Source organism: Bacillus sp. FSL K6-2944 (assembly GCF_038005385.1).
In the GTDB taxonomy this organism is placed as follows: Bacteria; Bacillota; Bacilli; order Bacillales; family Bacillaceae_G; genus Bacillus_A; species Bacillus_A cereus.
Genome location: NZ_JBBOTE010000001.1, coordinates 1,017,922 through 1,034,796, shown reverse-complemented (window position 1 = coordinate 1,034,796; position 16,875 = coordinate 1,017,922). Strand labels below are relative to the sequence as shown.

Genomic DNA, 16,875 nt, shown 5'->3' with positions numbered 1-16,875 from the left:
TCGAAAATGTATTTAATAAAATTTCGCATTATTCTCTACTATATTTGCTATATGAAATGGAATCTTTTCTTTTATCGATTCCAAATACTTTTGCGACACCGCCCCTAAATGTTTTTTATGAGGTATATAGAAAGCACTAATAGAAATTTCATAGTCAAATAAGTAATCATACACATGATAATCTACAAATAGTAGATCATCCTTTGGAAAAGGAATTTCCTTCCCTTGCAGAGCATACATCAAAGCAATATTGTTTTGAGATCGTAATCGATACAACCTTGCAAGTTGGTATAATGGTTCAGCCCGGGTTGGTCTATATTCCCAAGCTTTTTGAAAATAAAAAACAGCTAACGCTAAATATTGCTCTTCTTGCCCTTTAACAGTTTCTTTTTCATCAGCATCTGTCACTTCATTTTGTTTATTTGCTGAACGATTTGCTAACTGCTCATAACAAAATCCTATTCGCAATAACGAATAGAATACCTCTTCAACCCATCCTCCTGCTTCCACACGTTTTTTATACCATTTAATTGAATTCTCAAATTGACTTAAATGAAAATAAGTCTGAGCTAAATAAAATAAATATCTTATATGCAAATCTGGTGTTGTTTCTGGGTCGTTTATTCCCTGTAACAACAACCTCTCATCTCTTTCAAATTTATCAGCTTTGCTCCCGCCATCTCCGGGATCATTCACGACAAGAGTCTCTAACCGAGCTACCCTCGTATTGTAATTCGCTCCAACTTTTGAACGATCTATATCCCAATACTCATGAGTAACACCGACAGATTTCCATGGTAAAGAAGCTTTTAAAAGACGTGTAAGCCAATATTTAATATGAACATCATATTGTAATGTAAGATAATGATCTTCCGTTAAGCTCGTTTTATCGAAATTCGGATCAACCTCTAAAATCATATCCGCATCTAATATTAATAAATAATCTGCTTCTGGGTATGTTTTTTGCGCTAACGAAACAGCTAAGCTTCTGTTATAACCAAAGTTTTTAAACGGCTCATGATGAACCGTCCCAGGTATCTCATTTTCCTTACACCAATTTTCAATAATTTCAGGCGTATTATCCGTCGATCCAGTATCACAAATAGAAACAAAGTCTACAATTGATTTTGTTGCATTTAAACATCTTTCCATAATTCTAGACTCATTTTTAACGATCATACAAAGACATAACTTTTTTTCTTCCTTTACAGACTTCACTTGCTCATTTCCCATTTAACCACCTCATATTTTATTAACACGCTCTTCTCATATGTAACAACATTTCTTAGCTATACTGATGACATAAGCACCCTTTTACTATTTATGAAAACTTCATTTTATTTATTCTTACTTTTATGTTGGGACATATTTCATGCTTCGCTTTATATTTGATACAATCAATACAAAAAACATAATACGGGAATCCGTACATTTCAAAGTCTAAGAGGAGGTTATATTTTGTTGGATTACATTTGGCTAGATGACAAATCACCAATTTTAGAACAACTACCAAGAAACTTTAAATCTGCAGCTATATTGCTACATCCTTTTATCCAAATGCCTTTAGGATGGGAAAAGTCTGTGAGAAAAAGACCATATGAGCACATCTATCCTAGCGCTGAAGAAATCATTTATAATGGGAAATCCGTTTCTTGGAAGGAAATGATGTCTTGTAGTGGATTACATTCATACGCAGACCTAGCAATGGCCATGTTGACTTCCATTAGTACCCTTTCAGAAGAATATAAAAGAGAGGATTTAGCTGAAAAGCTACATTCAAACTTAAAAAAAGATCTTTATTATCCAACAGAAGATTATACGTCTATATTTTTATTACACAAATTACTTAAACTCCTCGGTTCTAAAGGTGCAAAAAATCTATATTTCTCTGAACCAATTCTTGATACAAACGGATTATTACAGGTAAATAATACTACTCCATTAGATATTTGGGACATTAGCAATAATGAGTTAATTATTACTGGCGAAGATAATGAGTATGCGTTTATGAGTATATACGATTCCTTTACAACCTTATTATTAGCTAAAGAAGAAAATATAGAATATATTGTTCATTCAATGAACGTTGAAGCTATCATTTGTGACAAAAAAACGATGATTGATTGGTATTTTTAAATTAGTAATTTCTTAAACTATAAAAAAGAAACTTGCGCTTATACACAAGTTTCTTTTTAAAAACATCCTTATTTTTTCACAACTTCATGTCCACCGAACTGATTACGTAATGCTGAAACTACTTTTCCATGGAATGTATCATCTTCCTGAGAACGATAGCGCATAAATAATGACATAGCGATTACTGGTGCTGCAGCTTGAAGTTCAAGTGCAGTTTCGACAGTCCATTTTCCTTCTCCTGAAGAGTTCATTACACCTTTAATGCCATCTAGTTTCGGATCTTCTGCAAATGCTTTTTCAGTTAAGTCCATTAACCAACCACGGATAACTGATCCGTTAGCCCATACTTTTGCAACATCTTCATAATTGAAATCAAAGTCACTCTTATCTAGTACTTCAAATCCTTCAGCGATTGCTTGCATCATGCCGTACTCAATACCGTTATGAACCATTTTCAAGAAATGACCACTACCAACATGGCCAGCATAAGAATAGCCATTTTCTACTGCTAAATCTTTAAATAAAGGTTCTAATTGGTCGTAAATTTCTTTTTCTCCACCAACCATTAAGCAAGCACCGTATCTAGCTCCTTCTACACCGCCTGATGTACCGATATCTACATAATGTAATCCGAAGCTTTTTGCTTCTTCAGCACGGCGTAACGTATCTTTATAGAATGAATTTCCGCCTTCAATAACGATATCACCTTCATCTAATAATGGATATACATCTTTTAGTACTGACTCTACAACTTCTCCTGCAGGCACCATTACCCAAATTGTACGAGGAGCTTCTAGTTCAGCAATCATTTCTTTTAATGTATGACGTGCAGTAATTCCTAGTTTTCCTGCCTTTTCAACAAGCTCTTTATTTACATCGTATACAACTACTTCATGCTTGTCTTCATATAAGTGTTCAGCTAATGGAAATCCCATTTTTCCTAATCCAATTAAACCTAGTTTCATATTAATCAATCTCCTATTCTATACAAATATATTTAATATCGAAATTAGCCCAAGTGCTACTACAGATAATATAGTCTCCATTGCAGTCCATGTTAATAATGTTTCTTTCACAGTCATTCCGAAATACTCTTTAATCATCCAAAATCCTGAATCATTCACGTGTGATAAAATTAATGACCCTGCACCAGTTGCAAGTGCTAATAATTCAACATTTACACCTGGTGTGCTTGCTGCAATCGGCGCAACAATACCAGCTGCTGTCATCATAGAAACAGTTGCCGATCCAGTTGCAATTCGGATTAGTGCCGCAATTCCCCACCCTAATAATATCGGTGAAATATGTGATTCTTTCGCCATATCTGCAATTGTCGTTCCAATTCCAGAATCTAATAATACTTTATTAAATGCGCCGCCTGCACCAATCACTAACAATATGTTTGCAATAGGTCCAAGGCAATCATTTGTAAATTGTAACACTTTATCTTTTGAGAAACCTTTTGCATATCCAAGACTAAAGAAAGAGTAAATGGTTGCAATTAATAAAGCCACAATCGGATCTCCAATAAAGTGTAATACTTGTGCTAGTTGACTCGTTTTATTTAATGCAACTTCTGCTATTGATGCACCAAGCATAAGAAATACTGGAAGTAAAATTGTAAACAATGTATTCCAAAAGCTAGGAAGCTCTTTTTTATTATCTTTTTCAACAAATTGCTCCGCTATATCTAATGGTACTTCCTTATGTATACGAGCACCAATCCATTTCCCGTAAAGTGGACCTGAAATAATTGCAGTTGGAAGTCCGACAATTAACGCATATAAAATTGTCTTCCCTACATCTGCTTTAAAAATACCAACTGCCGCCATTGCCGCTGGATGCGGTGGAACAAGTCCGTGTACGACTGACAGTCCTGCTACTAGCGGAATACCAATTGTAATAAGTGATACCCCAGTTTCTAACGCAATTGTAAATACTAACGGAATTAATAGTACAAATCCAACTTGGAAAAATACCGGAATCCCTACTAAAAATGCAACGAACATCATCGCCCAGTGAACTCGTTTCTTCCCAAAACGATTAATTAATGTGTTAGCGATACGTTCAGCACCACCAGATTCGGCCATCATTTTTCCAAGCATCGTTCCTAGTGCTAAAACTATTGCTAAAAACCCTAATGTATTACCAAGCCCTAGTTTAATAGAATCAATAATCCCTGGATCTTTTGGTGAAGTTCCAATTAAAGGCATTCCCATTGCTAATCCTACACCAATTGCTGTTAAAATTAATGCGACAAATGGATGCCATTTTACTACCGTAATAAGTAAAAGTAGTATGACAACTGCCGCTAGTACGATCCCAACTACCATTTCTCCCAATCCCCCTATTGTTTACGTTGGAAAGCAGCTATACAATCAAATTCTTCTTTCAAGCGATTGTAAAGTCGTTCATACATATAAAACATTTCTAAATATATAGCCGTATTTTCTTTATTCGGTACATGGTGATGGACAATATCAATCCAATCCTTTACCTCTTCAAGAGAATCAATTTTTCCTACAGCATATAAAGCAACTGCCGCTGCCCCAAGCGCAGATGCTTCATGACTTTCAGGTACAAGCAATTCTTTTCCCATCATATCGGACAACATTTGTCTCCAAAATGCAGATTTTGCAAACCCTCCTGAAACTCGTATTTCAGTAAGTGGCCCTGTACAATCCCTGATTGCGAGTGCTACTGAATATACACTCATACAAACACCTTCCATCACTGCACGTATAAAATGTTCTCGCTTATGTTGAAGATTGATTCCAAAGAATGTACCACGAGCATTTGCATTCCAGTAAGGTGCGCGTTCTCCAGATAAGAAAGGTAAGAACAATAGCCCATCCGCTCCAGCTGGTACGCTTTCTGCATATTTAATTAATAAATCATAAGGATCAATGCCGAGCTTTCTTGCTACTTCTTGCTCTGGACTACCAAATTCATCACGTAACCATCTCAGTAATATTCCGCCGTTATTCGTTGGACCACCGATTACCCAGTGCTCATCTGTTAATGCGTAACAAAACGTTCTCCCTTTCTCATCTGTATTTATATTTGATGAGATTGTTCGAACCGCACCACTCGTTCCAATCGTAATTGCAGCCGCACCCGGTGATATCGCACCAACTCCTACATTTGCAAGAACCCCATCACTTGCTCCGATGACAATTGGTGTTTCTGCACTTATCCCCATCTTCTGTGCTAACTCTGGCTTCATACCTGATAAAATATATGTAGTTGGTACAGGGGTTGATAATTGTTCTGGTGACATATGTAACATAGTTAAAACATCTTCATCCCAGTTTAATGTTTCTAAATTAAATAACCCTGTAGCAGAAGCAATCGAATAATCAACTACGTAGCGTGAAAATAATTGGTAAATCACATACTCTTTAATGGAAATGAATTTATAGGCACTTGTATATAACTCTGGTTCCTCTTCTTTCATCCATAACAATTTAGAAAGTGGTGACATCGGATGAATCGGTGTACCTGTACGTCTATAAATTTCATGCCCATTCATTTGTTGTAATAATTTTTCTGATTGCTTCGTACTTCGATTATCTGCCCAAATGATAGAACGCGTTAATGGCGCACCATTTTCATCTACTGCAATTAATGCGTGCATAGCTGTACTAATACCGATTGAAGAAATATCTTCTGGTAATACATTACCTTTTCCAATGGCAACGCTTACACTTTTGTATACAGCGGCACATATTACATCAGGATCTTGCTCAGCCCATCCTACATTCGGTTGAATAATTGGGTAATCGATTGCATGTGATGCAATGACTTTTCCTTTTTCTGTGAACACAACCGTTTTTGTACTTGTGGTACCGATATCAATCCCGATTACTCTCCCCCTTGTTTCCATGCGAATCTTCCCTTCATTACTAGCAAAATACGATTTAGTAAACCGTTTACATGAATTAGTATATAAAATATTTTTTCATTTATCAAGTTATAAAAAGAAAATTTTTTTCATACCAAAAATAAATCCCCTCATTCCATTTCACTTATATACTAAATTTAGCTTTTCCATGCGGTAAAATTACGTTATATTCGTTACGCAATACACTCTTTCCTCTCATTAACAACACATACATAATCCTCCATACGTTCTACTTATTTGCTTGAAGAAAAAGTTGAAAAGCAATATTCATTTTTAGCGGTCACGTAACATCACCATCAAGCCAAGAAAAGTAACTAACCGCAGAATGAGAATTCTGTGCATTTTACTCATATTTATTGTTTTAGGTTCACTAGTCTTTTATCTTGATAAACATAGAGCGTGGCCCCCTACTATCACTTTTTTATCTTGTAAATATATCTTGCATACTATAAAACCGAAAAGTATTTTTATTTTTCAGAAAAATAAAAACAATAACACGAAATTTATTGTATAATGTTGTAAAAAGATGTCGGAGGGATTTAATGTTAAATAAAATATCTCAATTCACAATTAAGCTTTCATCAATTCTTTTATCACTCTTACTATTATTAAATTTACCTTATTTATTTATCACTCAACAAGGATTTACCTTTCAACCAATTTATTTTTTTAATCAGACCGTTACTATGTTAAAACAGGTTTTTTCCCCTGAATCATTAGTGATTATAGGATCAGACCCGAAGTTTGGCCATTTCAAAAAAACACCATTATTTCCAACTGTTTTAGAACCTTACCTATATTCATTTACTATATTATTTTTAGCCTTTTTTCTTGCTCTCTTTTTATCATCTAGCATGGCATTTTTTTATTTTTTAGCAAAAGATTATATAAAAAAATGGATAAACCGAATTGTGTTCATATTAGAAGCTGTCCCTGATATGATGATGATGATTTGTTTGCAAATTTTTTTCATATGGGTACTTCAGAAATTTGGGGAATCTCCTGTCACTATTATTTCCTTTAATGAAAATCGAGCTTATTTACTCCCTATTTTATCATTAGCTGTCTTACCTACATTACAAATGTTTCGGATGATGGTGTTATACATAAAAGAAGAGCAAGGAAAACATTACGTAGAGGTTGCATATGGAAAAGGCCTTTCATCAAGTTATATACTATGCATTCATTTATTCAAAAATATATCTATCCACTTCTTCCACCATTTAAAAACGATTTTTGTTTTCTTACTTTCTAATTTATTCATTTTAGAATTTGTTTTTAATATGGAAGGCATTATTCAATTTTTATTTAATAAGGCGTTTGTTTCACCTCCAGCTGCATTTATCATACTTGTTATGATTTTTTTACCATTTTATGCCATTTTCCAAATAGTCTCATTCATGATGAATAGATGGAAAAAGCAATTGAAAGGAGTATCATTATGAAATCTATTTGGAAATCAAAACGCTTTTTAATCGGCTTTACTTATCTATTCATACTTATTTCAGCTAGTTTTATTTATAGTTGGTTCTTTAAAGATAACATCCCAAAACCTCCTCAGTTACTTTACAATGACAATAACGAATTACTTGGAAAGGCCCCCTTTCCGCCATCGTTAATTCCACCTTTTGGATCTGATCGTTTTGGAGAGTCTGTTTTCTTACAAATTGTAGAAGGAGCAAAATTCACTATTTTATTAGCCATGGCAATTAGCTTCTTTCGAATTTTATGCGGAACATGTATAGGAATCCTCTTAAGTTTATTTGCTCCAAAACTCAAGAGATTTTTCCAGTCATGCTCAGAAGTTTTTTATTACATTCCAACTCTATTTATCGCATTCATACTCATCACGCCCGTTAATATTATAATCACATCAAATGCTGATGGGGTAGATCCAAATATTTCATTTACGTTTTATCAAGTACTCGTACTTATTTTCGTCGCTCTGCCTACACTTTCTTTATACATATCCTCAGAGGTTGATGAATTTATGAAACAAGATTACATCTTAAGTTCACAATTACTGGGGGCTAGTCGTTTTCATATTATAAAAAAACACTTACGAGTCTTATTACTTGACCGCTTATTTGTATTATTTATGGAACATATCGTCCAAACACTCATACTCGTTATCCATTTAGCGTTGCTTAACATTGTAATTGGCGGCATACAAATGCGTGAACTCTATGACGGAGTGCTCAAACCTGTTTCTCTATCTAATGATTGGGCAGGTCTTATTGGATTAAATCGTAATGAAATGAATCTTTCATGGTGGATTATTTTTTATACTCTCGCTTCATTCTTTATTACGATTCTATTTATTAAGCTTATGACCATCGGGATTCAAGATGCACTGAAAGCAAGAGATTCGCAAATTGTAGCAATTCAAAACGTTCCAGATCATAAAAAATTTGTTAAACATAAAGATTCCTTTTCGTTTGCAAATAAAGTAAACCTTTAATCATTTCTCATTAATGAAGTATTAATTGGCATCGATATTAGTAGAAAATAAAGAAGATGATCCCTATTAAATACAGGGATCATCTTCTTATGCTGTCTAACTTTTTTACATGTCCTTTGCTAGACTCATGTTTTTTATATTTAAAGTGAATTATTTGCAATCACAATTATGTTTTTTAAAATCAATTACCATACGCCCTTGAATTCTACCTTGTTCCATTTCTTCGAATACATTTTGTACTTTATCTAGCGAACAAGTTTGAACAACCGGCACTACTTTTCCTTCTGCCCCAAACATAAACGCCTCTTCCAAATCTTTACGAGTACCAACTAGAGAACCAACTACTTCAATTCCATCCAGTACAAGTCGTGGGATGTTTAAGTCCATTGTTTCTACTGGTAGCCCTACTGCAACTACTTTACCGCAAGCACGTACTGCATCAACTGCTGAGTTAAAGGCTACTTTAGAGACTGCTGTTACTACCGCAGCATAAGCGCCACCAAACTTCTCTTGCACAATTTTATCAGCAGGACCTTGAGAAATTGGATTGATAGTCATATCAGCACCAACTTCTTTCGCTAAGGCTAATTTATCGTCATTAATGTCTACTGCGATTACCTTTGCACCAAATACATTTTTAGCATATTGGATAGCTAAGTTACCTAATCCACCGCAGCCATAGATTACAATAGGTTGACTAGGTTTAATATCTGATACTTTAATAGCTTTATATGTAGTTACACCAGCACAAGTAATTGATGATGCTTGAGCAGGATCTAATCCTTCTGGTACTTTTACCGCATAATCAGCTGTAACGATACATTGTTCAGCCATACCACCATCCACTGAATAACCAGCGTTTTTAACTTCACGGCAAAATGTTTCTCTACCAGTTACGCAATATTCACAACGTCCACAAGATTGGAACATCCATGCAATACTTACACGGTCACCTATCTTTAGTGAAGTAACATCATCAGCTATTTTCGTAACAATACCTACACCCTCATGACCAAGAATACGGCCATCAGTGTTACCAAAATCATGATTCGCAACGTGTAAATCAGTGTGGCAAACTCCACAATACTCTACATCTACTAACGCTTCACCTGAGTGTAACGGACGTAATTCTTTTTCAATCACTTCGATGTTTGCTTTGCTGTTTTTATTAACCACTACTGCTTTCATATCTGATCTCCCCTTTAGTGTTTTAGCATTTTAATGAGTTTATCTCACAACTACTTTCTTCACTACTTTGGCTAGTTATTGTACCAAATTTAAGTGTTCAATCATCATTACATCTTCATCATAACATGACACTTCATAAACAATTTGTGAAATTATGAACAATATTTGAATTATTACATAAATCGGTCTTTATTTTAAATTTTTAAAAATGAGAGTTTATCACTGACTATAAGTAAGTCATACATTTCTAAAAGAAAATAAAGTAACAAACTTCTCATCGATAAAAAAGCTCTTCACTCAATATTTTCTATATTTAAACACTTAGTTTCACAGTAATAGCCTTTGCCACCAACATAAACTTTTTCTATTTTATTCTTGCTATTGGTTGCTAATTTAACTAATATTTCGGAAGGCGAGTGTAAAGAATAACCTTGTTCAAATACATAGACTTCTTTTTGCAAATAGTGCTGTTCATAAAGATAGCAAGCTAATGCACCGTTTGAAGTTCCAGTCGCTGCTTCTTCATTAATGTCGTATAGTGGAGCAAAATTTCTGCATATAATTCGATTGTCATTAAAAGTATATAAATGCATCCCGACAACATTATAATACTTGCTGATTTCTTTAATTTTTTCAAAATTAGGTTGCAGTGCATGTAATTGTATTTCGCTTTTTATAGGAATTAAAATATCTTTTAAGCCAGTGGAGACAATTTGAATTGGGTATTTATTGTCTATATCTTTACTATCAAAACAGTCGATGAACTCGTTTGGAGATACAACATCATAGAATCTCGGTTTATTTTGTTCCATGAATATGATGTCATCTTTTATATTGATAGTAAGAACACCGCTGTTCGTTTCAATCGTATAGCGATTCCTGAAAAGTTTATTTAAATGCATCAGTATCGCGAAAGAGCCAATTGTGGCATGACCACATAAATCAACTTCTTCTTTTGGAGTAAAATACTCAAATTTATAATCAGCAATTTCAGATTCTGATATAAATGCGGTTTCCGCATAACCCAGTTGTTTGGCTATTTCGATTTTTTGAGTAGTGGTCAATGTATTTGTATTCTCAATAAATACCACTCCTGCTTTATTTCCGCCTTTATGCTCCTTGCTAAATGCACTTGCAACATAAACAGATATTTTCATAAGACATCTTCCTCACTTATAGTAAATTATAGTATAGAAAGCACTACATATAAATTCCATTGGATAAATTATCCCTAAAATAAGAAACAAACTATTTTTAGCATTTGAACTCTCCAAAAATAGTTTGTCTACAGTCTGAAAGCTCTTCATTTGAAGAGCTTTTTTTATATTCGCTTCATCGAAATCGTTTCACGTATACTTTGTAAATTTTTTAGAGTTTCCTCTTGTCGCTGCAACGACAACCCTACATACAAAGTATCTAATAAGCTTAACTGTGCTAATCGTGATGAACTTGCTTCTGTGCGGAATTCAGTCTCACGTGTTGATGTATATAACGTTATATCAGCAAGTTGACTTAATGCTGATTTCTTATAGCTCGTAATCGCAATAATTTTGGCTCCTCTTGCTTTCGCTACTTCTAACGCTTCAAGTAATCCTTTATTGCTACCAGAATGAGAAATACCAATAACAACTGAATTTTCTGAGAGTAAACCTGCTCCCATAATTTGAAAATGCGAATCAGTATGAGCGATACAAGAAATACCCGTTCTCATAAACTTATGATACGCATCCATTGCAATAATACCAGAGCCACCATTTCCATAAAACTCAATTCGACTTGCTTCTTGTAAGGCTCGTACAGCCTGCTCAAGTGCCGTTTCATTAAGCAAATGTAAAGTATCTTGCAGTCCTGTAATATGCGAATGAAAAACTTTTTTAGCAACAGTTACCATACTATCTTCTGCTGATACCTCTTCATGAATATTTTGCATCGGTGTATGTACAATTTCACGAGCTAATGTAATCTTTAAATCTTGAAAACCTTGCAAACCAAGGTGTTTACATAAGCGGAATATCGTAGCTTCGGAACTATTCGTAACTTCAGCTAATTCTGTAATAGATTTATGTACAACATCTTGTGGATGTTTCAAAATATGTTCGGCAATACTTCGCAATTTCGGTGATAAACCATTTAACGAAGCCTGAATCTTTCCAATCCCACTTCTTGTACCAGGCATAGCATATCCTCCCCTTCCATCGTAGCTTTATCCTGTAAAAACCGATTAGTTAAACTAATCATCAGTGGGGATGGTCCCCCACTGATTAGAGTTTCACTTTATTGTACCTAATTATCGAAAGAAGAAAAACCTATATTAGGGATTACTATAAATTTTAATTGCTCCTATGTATTCTGTCATACGATATAACAGAATTATTCATGCTTATGAATAATTCTCTCCATGTTTCACTGCGTATAATGCAGCTTGCGTACGATCATCCACTTCCAATTTAGCTAAAACATTTGAAACGTGTGTTTTCACAGTTTGTTCTGTAATATGAAGTTCTGCTGCAATCTCCTTGTTGCTTCTTCCTTTCGCAATTTCGCGAAGTACCTCTTGCTCTCTTTTCGTTAACATTGAAAAAGGATTTTCTACTTCCTTCTTTACTGCAGAACGCCCCATTAATGCAGGTGTTACTTTCGGGTGAAAATTCGCATTTCCTTGATGTACTGCAATAATAGAAGCGACAAGTTGCTCAGGTTGTACTTCTTTTAATTGATAACCATCTGCTCCAGCTTCAAGTGCTGGTATAACATAATCTTGCTCTGAAAAACTACTTAATATAAGTACCTTTATTGTCTCATCATATTGCTTTAGACGTTTTGTTGCCTCAATTCCATCCATTTTCGGCATCGATACATCCATTAGTACGACATCTGGTCTTTCTTTTTGCATGAAATGTAATGCCTCTTCGCCATTTTCCGCTTCCCCAATAATTTCAAATTCTTCTCTCGTTTTCAAAAAGAATACAAGTCCTCTTCGAACAATATGATGGTCCTCAACTAGTAGCAGTTTAATCTTCAACCTTATTCTCCCCTTCAAATCGGCAATTGAATTTCTATTTTTGTACCCTTTTTCAGCTCTGTTATAATTTGAAACGATCCCTTCATTAACTGAATACGTTCCTTCATACTTTTCAGGCCAAGTGCTGATTCCCTTACTTGTTCTTGTATAAATCCTATTCCATTGTCTTCTATGTAAAAATGTAACTGGTTATTTTCTATTTTCAAAAGAATATGTACCTTTTCACACGAAGCATGCTTTTTACAATTATGTAGCGCCTCTTGGCTAATACGCCATAAAACTTCTTCTATTTCATCCCCAATTGAAACCATCCCATCAATTCGAACTTCCACTTGAACTCCTAATAACTTCCCGTAATTTTGAATTGCTTCTGCTAATCCTTTCTCCAATCCTTCAGGTCTTAATTGCCAAATTAATAGCGTCATCTCTTGTAATGCTTCTTGTGATAATTCCCCAATATAACTTAACATCTCTTGCAATTCTCTATCTTGCGTCATATTCAGAGTACCTTTCGCTGTTAGCATAATAGAAAATAACAATTGTTTTACTGAATCATGTAAATCACGTGCAAGTCGATTTCTTTCCGCTACCACTACATATTTACGTTCTTTCTCAACTAATTGAATACGTTGTATTGTCGTTCCAATTTGAAATGCAATTGATTCTAATAACGCTAACTCTTCCTCAGAAAAATGAGTCTTATGAGGTGCAGCCACATTTAGTAGACCAAATTTTTCTGATCCAGACCTAAGCGGAATTGTCGCATGATGTGTAACATCTTCTGTCTCTCCCCAATTACATTCAATTGCATCTTCTATTCGCTTACATTCAATAATATTAGTCGCTTTTTCCAATCTCCCATTCACAAAACGTTCTACACACCAACAGTTTCCTTCACACATCGGCTTCTTCTTTTGCCACGTAAGAGCCTCTGGTAAATTTTCGTCTACAAGCATGCTGTGCTTTCCACTTTCATCAATAAAGAATATCCACCCTGTTTGTAAATTCATTACTTGTAACAATGTATGCAACACTTTTTCTAACATATCCTGTAAGTTTGTTGCTTCATTTAATAATTCAGCAATTTCTTTTAATGCTTCTAAACGACGCATCTCTTTTTCTTCAAAGTTCATTCTCATCACCAACTACAATTATAACATTAAGAAATTTCTAAATTCTATAAATAAAAAAAGAACCGAATTCCTTCAGCCCTTTCTTTATATCAATCATTTTATTATTGTTATTCTATCCAATGTTGGAAGCAGAATTTTTGTTAACAAACGATTCTACTTTAGCTGTCCGATAAAGATTGTCCACCATGGATATGCTGTAAACCTTCAGTAGTAACAACCATATTCGCTGCTGGCATTTGCACTTGATTCTTATGGAACATAGACATTAATTCAAATCTTACTTGTCTAGAAGTTTCAAAATAATCTTCTGGCTTTATTAAACCTGTAATACAAAATTCATAGCCAACATATTTCAAGTTAGGATTTAAGTCTGTAACACCGACGTATTTAAATGGTTCAACAGCCTCATCCTCTACTCTATAAAGAGTTTGATTCAATTCTTCATTGCATATAACACATACTTCTTCTAACAATTCCTTCACTCTTGTTGGATCTTCCTGATAACTTACCGTGATGCGTTCAATTACACGCATCCATCCTTTATTAAAATTTTGTATCGTTCTAATCTCTCCGTGCGGGATGGTAAGTAGTTTTCCTGACCATTCACGAATTTGCATAAAACGAATACTAATCTCTTCAATAGTTCCTGAATTTGTTCCGTTAAAAGTTACAAAATCACCAACCCGAAACTCTTTGTCCGCTAATCTTGCAAAGCCTAATATAACATCTTTTAGCATCTGTTGTGCAGCAAAACCGATGACAACTCCAGCTATCCCTGCACCTGCAATAATACTTTTTATATCTACAAATTGGCTAATTAAATATATGATAAGACTGATGATAATGATATATCTAAAAATAGATCGAATTACACTTTGAATCGTCTGCTCTACCTCTTCATCAAAAAAGCTTGATTTCCTAAAAAACCAATCAATAATACGGTTTATTACAAAAGAAATAATGATTAAAACTAAAGCAAATAGTAAAAATCTTAAAAGTAAAAACTCTCTTACATAATTAAAAAATTCTTCAGTATACGTTAATAAGCTCATTTAACCACTTCCTTACTAATTAAAAAATTCATAATCGCCTAAGTTTGTTCCAGAAAAATCTATTATCTTAATCTAAAATGCCACTATCCTTACTATGTATTTTGACTCTATTACTAATTCACCTTAAACAGTATGTCTAGGTGTTCTTTTTCCTTTCCCTTTAAATATACCCTTTTTAATAACCTAAGGGGGAGCGAATCGTGAAATTTTTTTATACGTTAAAACTTTATTCATCTCATTACGATTTCAACTCATTTATTCATTAACTACGTAAAAAAAGAGCTGAATTTATCAGCTCTTTTATTCAATATTAATTGTTGTCTTACTACTTTTTTCTTCTTTCAATTTTGGCAATTCAATTGTCAGTACGCCATCTTTATAATTTGCTTTAACATTTTCTTCCTCAACTTGTTTAAAATTAAAGCGTCGAGTTACAGAACCTATAGAACGTTCTTTACGAATATATGTGCCATTCTCATTTTTTTCGTCTACTTCATTATGATTCGTTGCTTGGATCGTTAATATATCTTGTTCAAAATCAACTTGAATGTTTTCTTTTTGAAAACCTGGTAAATCTGCTTTCACAGTATATTTACCAGATTGCTCATGAACATCTACTTTAAAAGTATCCATGTTCAGTGGCTTAAAGAAAGCATCTGTCATCCCTTCTAATAAAGAAGGCCCAAAATCAAAAATGCCATTTTGACGTTTTGTTATCTCTGGAAATAAATTACGCATATTTTTTCCTCCTTATTATTTATGAATGAAAGATTATCTCTTTCTGCCTTTATTATAACATTTGGTCAAAAAAGGTCAAAGTTTTTGTTTGACCTTTTTTGATGTATATTTTACCAAATAAAACAAATAAGTTATATGTCATCTCTCCCCTTATAAAGAGGAATATATTTACATAATAACGAATAGTTTATTTGCTCTTATTTTTTCTTACGGAGGTTACATACAATGGGATATATTGAAGAACTTAGAAAAGTTGTCGGATCAAGACCACTCTGCTGTAGCTGTTTTCAATGAACATGGACAAATAAAAGAGACCTTTTTTAAAGGCCTCTTTTTTCACTTCACTTCTGCATGTAAGCATGACTTAAAATGTCCAAGTGCATATTCATGCCCTTGTGCATTAAAAGATGCAACCGCCTTTTCATAAACAACAATTTTAAACCCTTTATTATAAGCATCTACTGCTGTATGAAGAACACAAATATCAGTACAAACACCTACAAGATGAACTTCTTCTATTCCTCTTTCTCTTAGCTTCATCTCTAAATCCGTTCCAGCAAACGCACTGTATCGCGTTTTGTCCATATAATATACATTCTCTGCATTTTTATATGTTTCGTACACATCTTGTAATTCACCAAACAAATCTCTTCCACTTGTACCAGCTATATTATGAGGTGGGAATAACTTTGATTCTGGATGATATACATCATTTTCTTCATGTTTATCAATAGCAAAGACAACGTAATCTCCATTTTCAATATATTGCTTCGTTATATGTACAATTTCCTTCTCAATTTCCTGTCCTGGTTTCCCGCAAGTTAAAGCACCCTTTTCCGCTACAAAATCATATGTATAATCAATATTAATAAGAGCTCGTTTCATAACCACTATCTCTCCTTCTTCTGTTTCACAGTAAACAATAGAAAATTTGTTATTACGACATCGTATGTACTATTCGACATTTCAAATGAAATACCTACATTTTTCTTCTGAAACTTACCTTAGTCCGAGTTTATCATATAATAGATAAACAATGGTAAAACAAATAGCTCCTATTAACAAGTCATGAATTTGATAATTGAGCGTTATTTGCATAAACTCTTGTATCGTAAACCAAATTACTGCCATCATTAGGCTAATCAAAATGATACGAATACACCGATTCACGTATTCAACCTCTTTCTCTGTCATAGTAGTAACAAGTGATTACTTCCTATTTAATCGTATTAGAAAATGAA

General features: G+C 34.0%; 16 protein-coding genes. 3 read left to right on the top strand and 13 right to left on the bottom strand.

The genetic code is table 11. The annotated features are described in order from the left end of the window. Positions 1-12: 12 nt before the first annotated feature. Entirely contained in the window at positions 13-1,233 is a 1,221-nt protein-coding gene (locus MHH55_RS05395) for a glycosyltransferase (protein WP_000526219.1), read from the bottom strand. 225 nt (positions 1,234-1,458) lie between these two features. Here MHH55_RS05395 and MHH55_RS05390 point away from each other — a divergent pair, with 225 nt between their 5' ends. Further along, on the top strand, positions 1,459-2,136 hold the full coding sequence (locus MHH55_RS05390) for a DUF2711 domain-containing protein (protein ID WP_078186544.1): 678 nt from the start codon (positions 1,459-1,461) through the stop codon (positions 2,134-2,136). Between the two features lie 68 nt (positions 2,137-2,204). Here the strand turns inward: MHH55_RS05390 and gnd are convergent, their stop codons facing one another. The 3 genes from gnd to gntK are packed head-to-tail and all read right to left on the bottom strand — an operon-like array spanning position 2,205 to position 6,022. Beyond that, positions 2,205-3,101: a phosphogluconate dehydrogenase (NAD(+)-dependent, decarboxylating) gene (gnd, locus tag MHH55_RS05385; RefSeq protein ID WP_074553979.1), complete on the bottom strand. Its 897-nt coding sequence runs from the start codon at positions 3,099-3,101 to the stop codon at positions 2,205-2,207. Positions 3,102-3,119: 18 nt separating this feature from the next. Further along, entirely contained in the window at positions 3,120-4,469 is a 1,350-nt protein-coding gene (locus MHH55_RS05380) for a GntP family permease (RefSeq protein WP_000260208.1), read from the bottom strand. Between the two features lie 14 nt (positions 4,470-4,483). Further along, positions 4,484-6,022 (bottom strand): gluconokinase, encoded by a 1,539-nt coding sequence (gene gntK, locus MHH55_RS05375; RefSeq protein ID WP_016117742.1) that lies wholly within the window; start codon positions 6,020-6,022, stop codon positions 4,484-4,486. A gap of 560 nt (positions 6,023-6,582) precedes the next feature. On the opposite strand from gntK, the gene MHH55_RS05370 reads away from it, so the two are divergent. Then, the gene (locus tag MHH55_RS05370; protein WP_074553981.1) at positions 6,583-7,485 is read left to right on the top strand and encodes an ABC transporter permease subunit; all 903 of its coding nucleotides are present in this window, start codon (positions 6,583-6,585) and stop codon (positions 7,483-7,485) included. Continuing rightward, positions 7,482-8,501, top strand: coding sequence for an ABC transporter permease (locus MHH55_RS05365; RefSeq protein ID WP_000836565.1), 1,020 nt, complete (start codon positions 7,482-7,484; stop codon positions 8,499-8,501). The genes MHH55_RS05370 and MHH55_RS05365 overlap by 4 nt, the downstream gene beginning before the upstream one ends. A 150-nt stretch (positions 8,502-8,651) precedes the next feature. On the opposite strand, the gene adhP is transcribed toward MHH55_RS05365, so the two are convergent. From adhP to MHH55_RS05320, 9 genes are all read right to left on the bottom strand, one after another. After that, complete coding sequence (gene adhP, locus MHH55_RS05360) at positions 8,652-9,689, bottom strand: alcohol dehydrogenase AdhP (RefSeq protein ID WP_000649120.1); 1,038 nt, start codon at positions 9,687-9,689, stop codon at positions 8,652-8,654. 293 nt (positions 9,690-9,982) lie between these two features. Beyond that, positions 9,983-10,846 carry a PhzF family phenazine biosynthesis protein gene (locus MHH55_RS05355; protein WP_074553984.1) on the bottom strand — a complete coding sequence of 288 codons (864 nt, stop codon included), beginning with the start codon at positions 10,844-10,846 and terminating at the stop codon, positions 9,983-9,985. A gap of 164 nt (positions 10,847-11,010) precedes the next feature. After that, entirely contained in the window at positions 11,011-11,865 is an 855-nt protein-coding gene (locus MHH55_RS05350; protein ID WP_001119642.1) for a MurR/RpiR family transcriptional regulator, read from the bottom strand. A 204-nt stretch (positions 11,866-12,069) separates the two neighbouring features. Next, complete coding sequence (gene casR / locus MHH55_RS05345) at positions 12,070-12,711, bottom strand: two-component system response regulator CasR (protein WP_000694623.1); 642 nt, start codon at positions 12,709-12,711, stop codon at positions 12,070-12,072. Between the two features lie 14 nt (positions 12,712-12,725). Continuing rightward, positions 12,726-13,823, bottom strand: coding sequence for a two-component system sensor histidine kinase CasK (gene casK / locus MHH55_RS05340; protein ID WP_170879395.1), 1,098 nt, complete (start codon positions 13,821-13,823; stop codon positions 12,726-12,728). 179 nt (positions 13,824-14,002) lie between these two features. After that, on the bottom strand, positions 14,003-14,896 hold the full coding sequence (locus MHH55_RS05335; RefSeq protein ID WP_000055427.1) for a mechanosensitive ion channel family protein: 894 nt from the start codon (positions 14,894-14,896) through the stop codon (positions 14,003-14,005). Between the two features lie 300 nt (positions 14,897-15,196). Next, positions 15,197-15,634, bottom strand: coding sequence for an Hsp20/alpha crystallin family protein (locus tag MHH55_RS05330; protein WP_001245055.1), 438 nt, complete (start codon positions 15,632-15,634; stop codon positions 15,197-15,199). A gap of 336 nt (positions 15,635-15,970) precedes the next feature. Further along, entirely contained in the window at positions 15,971-16,519 is a 549-nt protein-coding gene (locus MHH55_RS05325) for a cysteine hydrolase family protein (RefSeq protein ID WP_000816763.1), read from the bottom strand. A gap of 114 nt (positions 16,520-16,633) precedes the next feature. Next, positions 16,634-16,828, bottom strand: coding sequence for a hypothetical protein (locus MHH55_RS05320; protein WP_017674122.1), 195 nt, complete (start codon positions 16,826-16,828; stop codon positions 16,634-16,636). Positions 16,829-16,875: the final 47 nt, after the last annotated feature.

Excerpts from the sequence above, each read along its gene's own strand:
- MHH55_RS05395 (WP_000526219.1), bottom strand. The coding sequence starts at position 1,233 with ATGGGAAATGAGCAAGTGAAGTCTGTAAAGGAAGAAAAAAAGTTATGT.
- gnd (WP_074553979.1), bottom strand. The coding sequence starts at position 3,101 with ATGAAACTAGGTTTAATTGGATTAGGAAAAATGGGATTTCCATTAGCT.
- MHH55_RS05380 (WP_000260208.1), bottom strand. The coding sequence starts at position 4,469 with ATGGTAGTTGGGATCGTACTAGCGGCAGTTGTCATACTACTTTTACTT.
- gntK (WP_016117742.1), bottom strand. The coding sequence starts at position 6,022 with ATGGAAACAAGGGGGAGAGTAATCGGGATTGATATCGGTACCACAAGT.
- MHH55_RS05370 (WP_074553981.1), top strand. The coding sequence starts at position 6,583 with ATGTTAAATAAAATATCTCAATTCACAATTAAGCTTTCATCAATTCTT.
- MHH55_RS05365 (WP_000836565.1), top strand. The coding sequence starts at position 7,482 with ATGAAATCTATTTGGAAATCAAAACGCTTTTTAATCGGCTTTACTTAT.
- adhP (WP_000649120.1), bottom strand. The coding sequence starts at position 9,689 with ATGAAAGCAGTAGTGGTTAATAAAAACAGCAAAGCAAACATCGAAGTG.
- MHH55_RS05355 (WP_074553984.1), bottom strand. The coding sequence starts at position 10,846 with ATGAAAATATCTGTTTATGTTGCAAGTGCATTTAGCAAGGAGCATAAA.
- MHH55_RS05350 (WP_001119642.1), bottom strand. The coding sequence starts at position 11,865 with ATGCCTGGTACAAGAAGTGGGATTGGAAAGATTCAGGCTTCGTTAAAT.
- casK (WP_170879395.1), bottom strand. The coding sequence starts at position 13,823 with ATGCGTCGTTTAGAAGCATTAAAAGAAATTGCTGAATTATTAAATGAA.
- MHH55_RS05335 (WP_000055427.1), bottom strand. The coding sequence starts at position 14,896 with ATGAGCTTATTAACGTATACTGAAGAATTTTTTAATTATGTAAGAGAG.
- MHH55_RS05330 (WP_001245055.1), bottom strand. The coding sequence starts at position 15,634 with ATGCGTAATTTATTTCCAGAGATAACAAAACGTCAAAATGGCATTTTT.
- MHH55_RS05325 (WP_000816763.1), bottom strand. The coding sequence starts at position 16,519 with ATGAAACGAGCTCTTATTAATATTGATTATACATATGATTTTGTAGCG.
- MHH55_RS05320 (WP_017674122.1), bottom strand. The coding sequence starts at position 16,828 with ATGACAGAGAAAGAGGTTGAATACGTGAATCGGTGTATTCGTATCATT.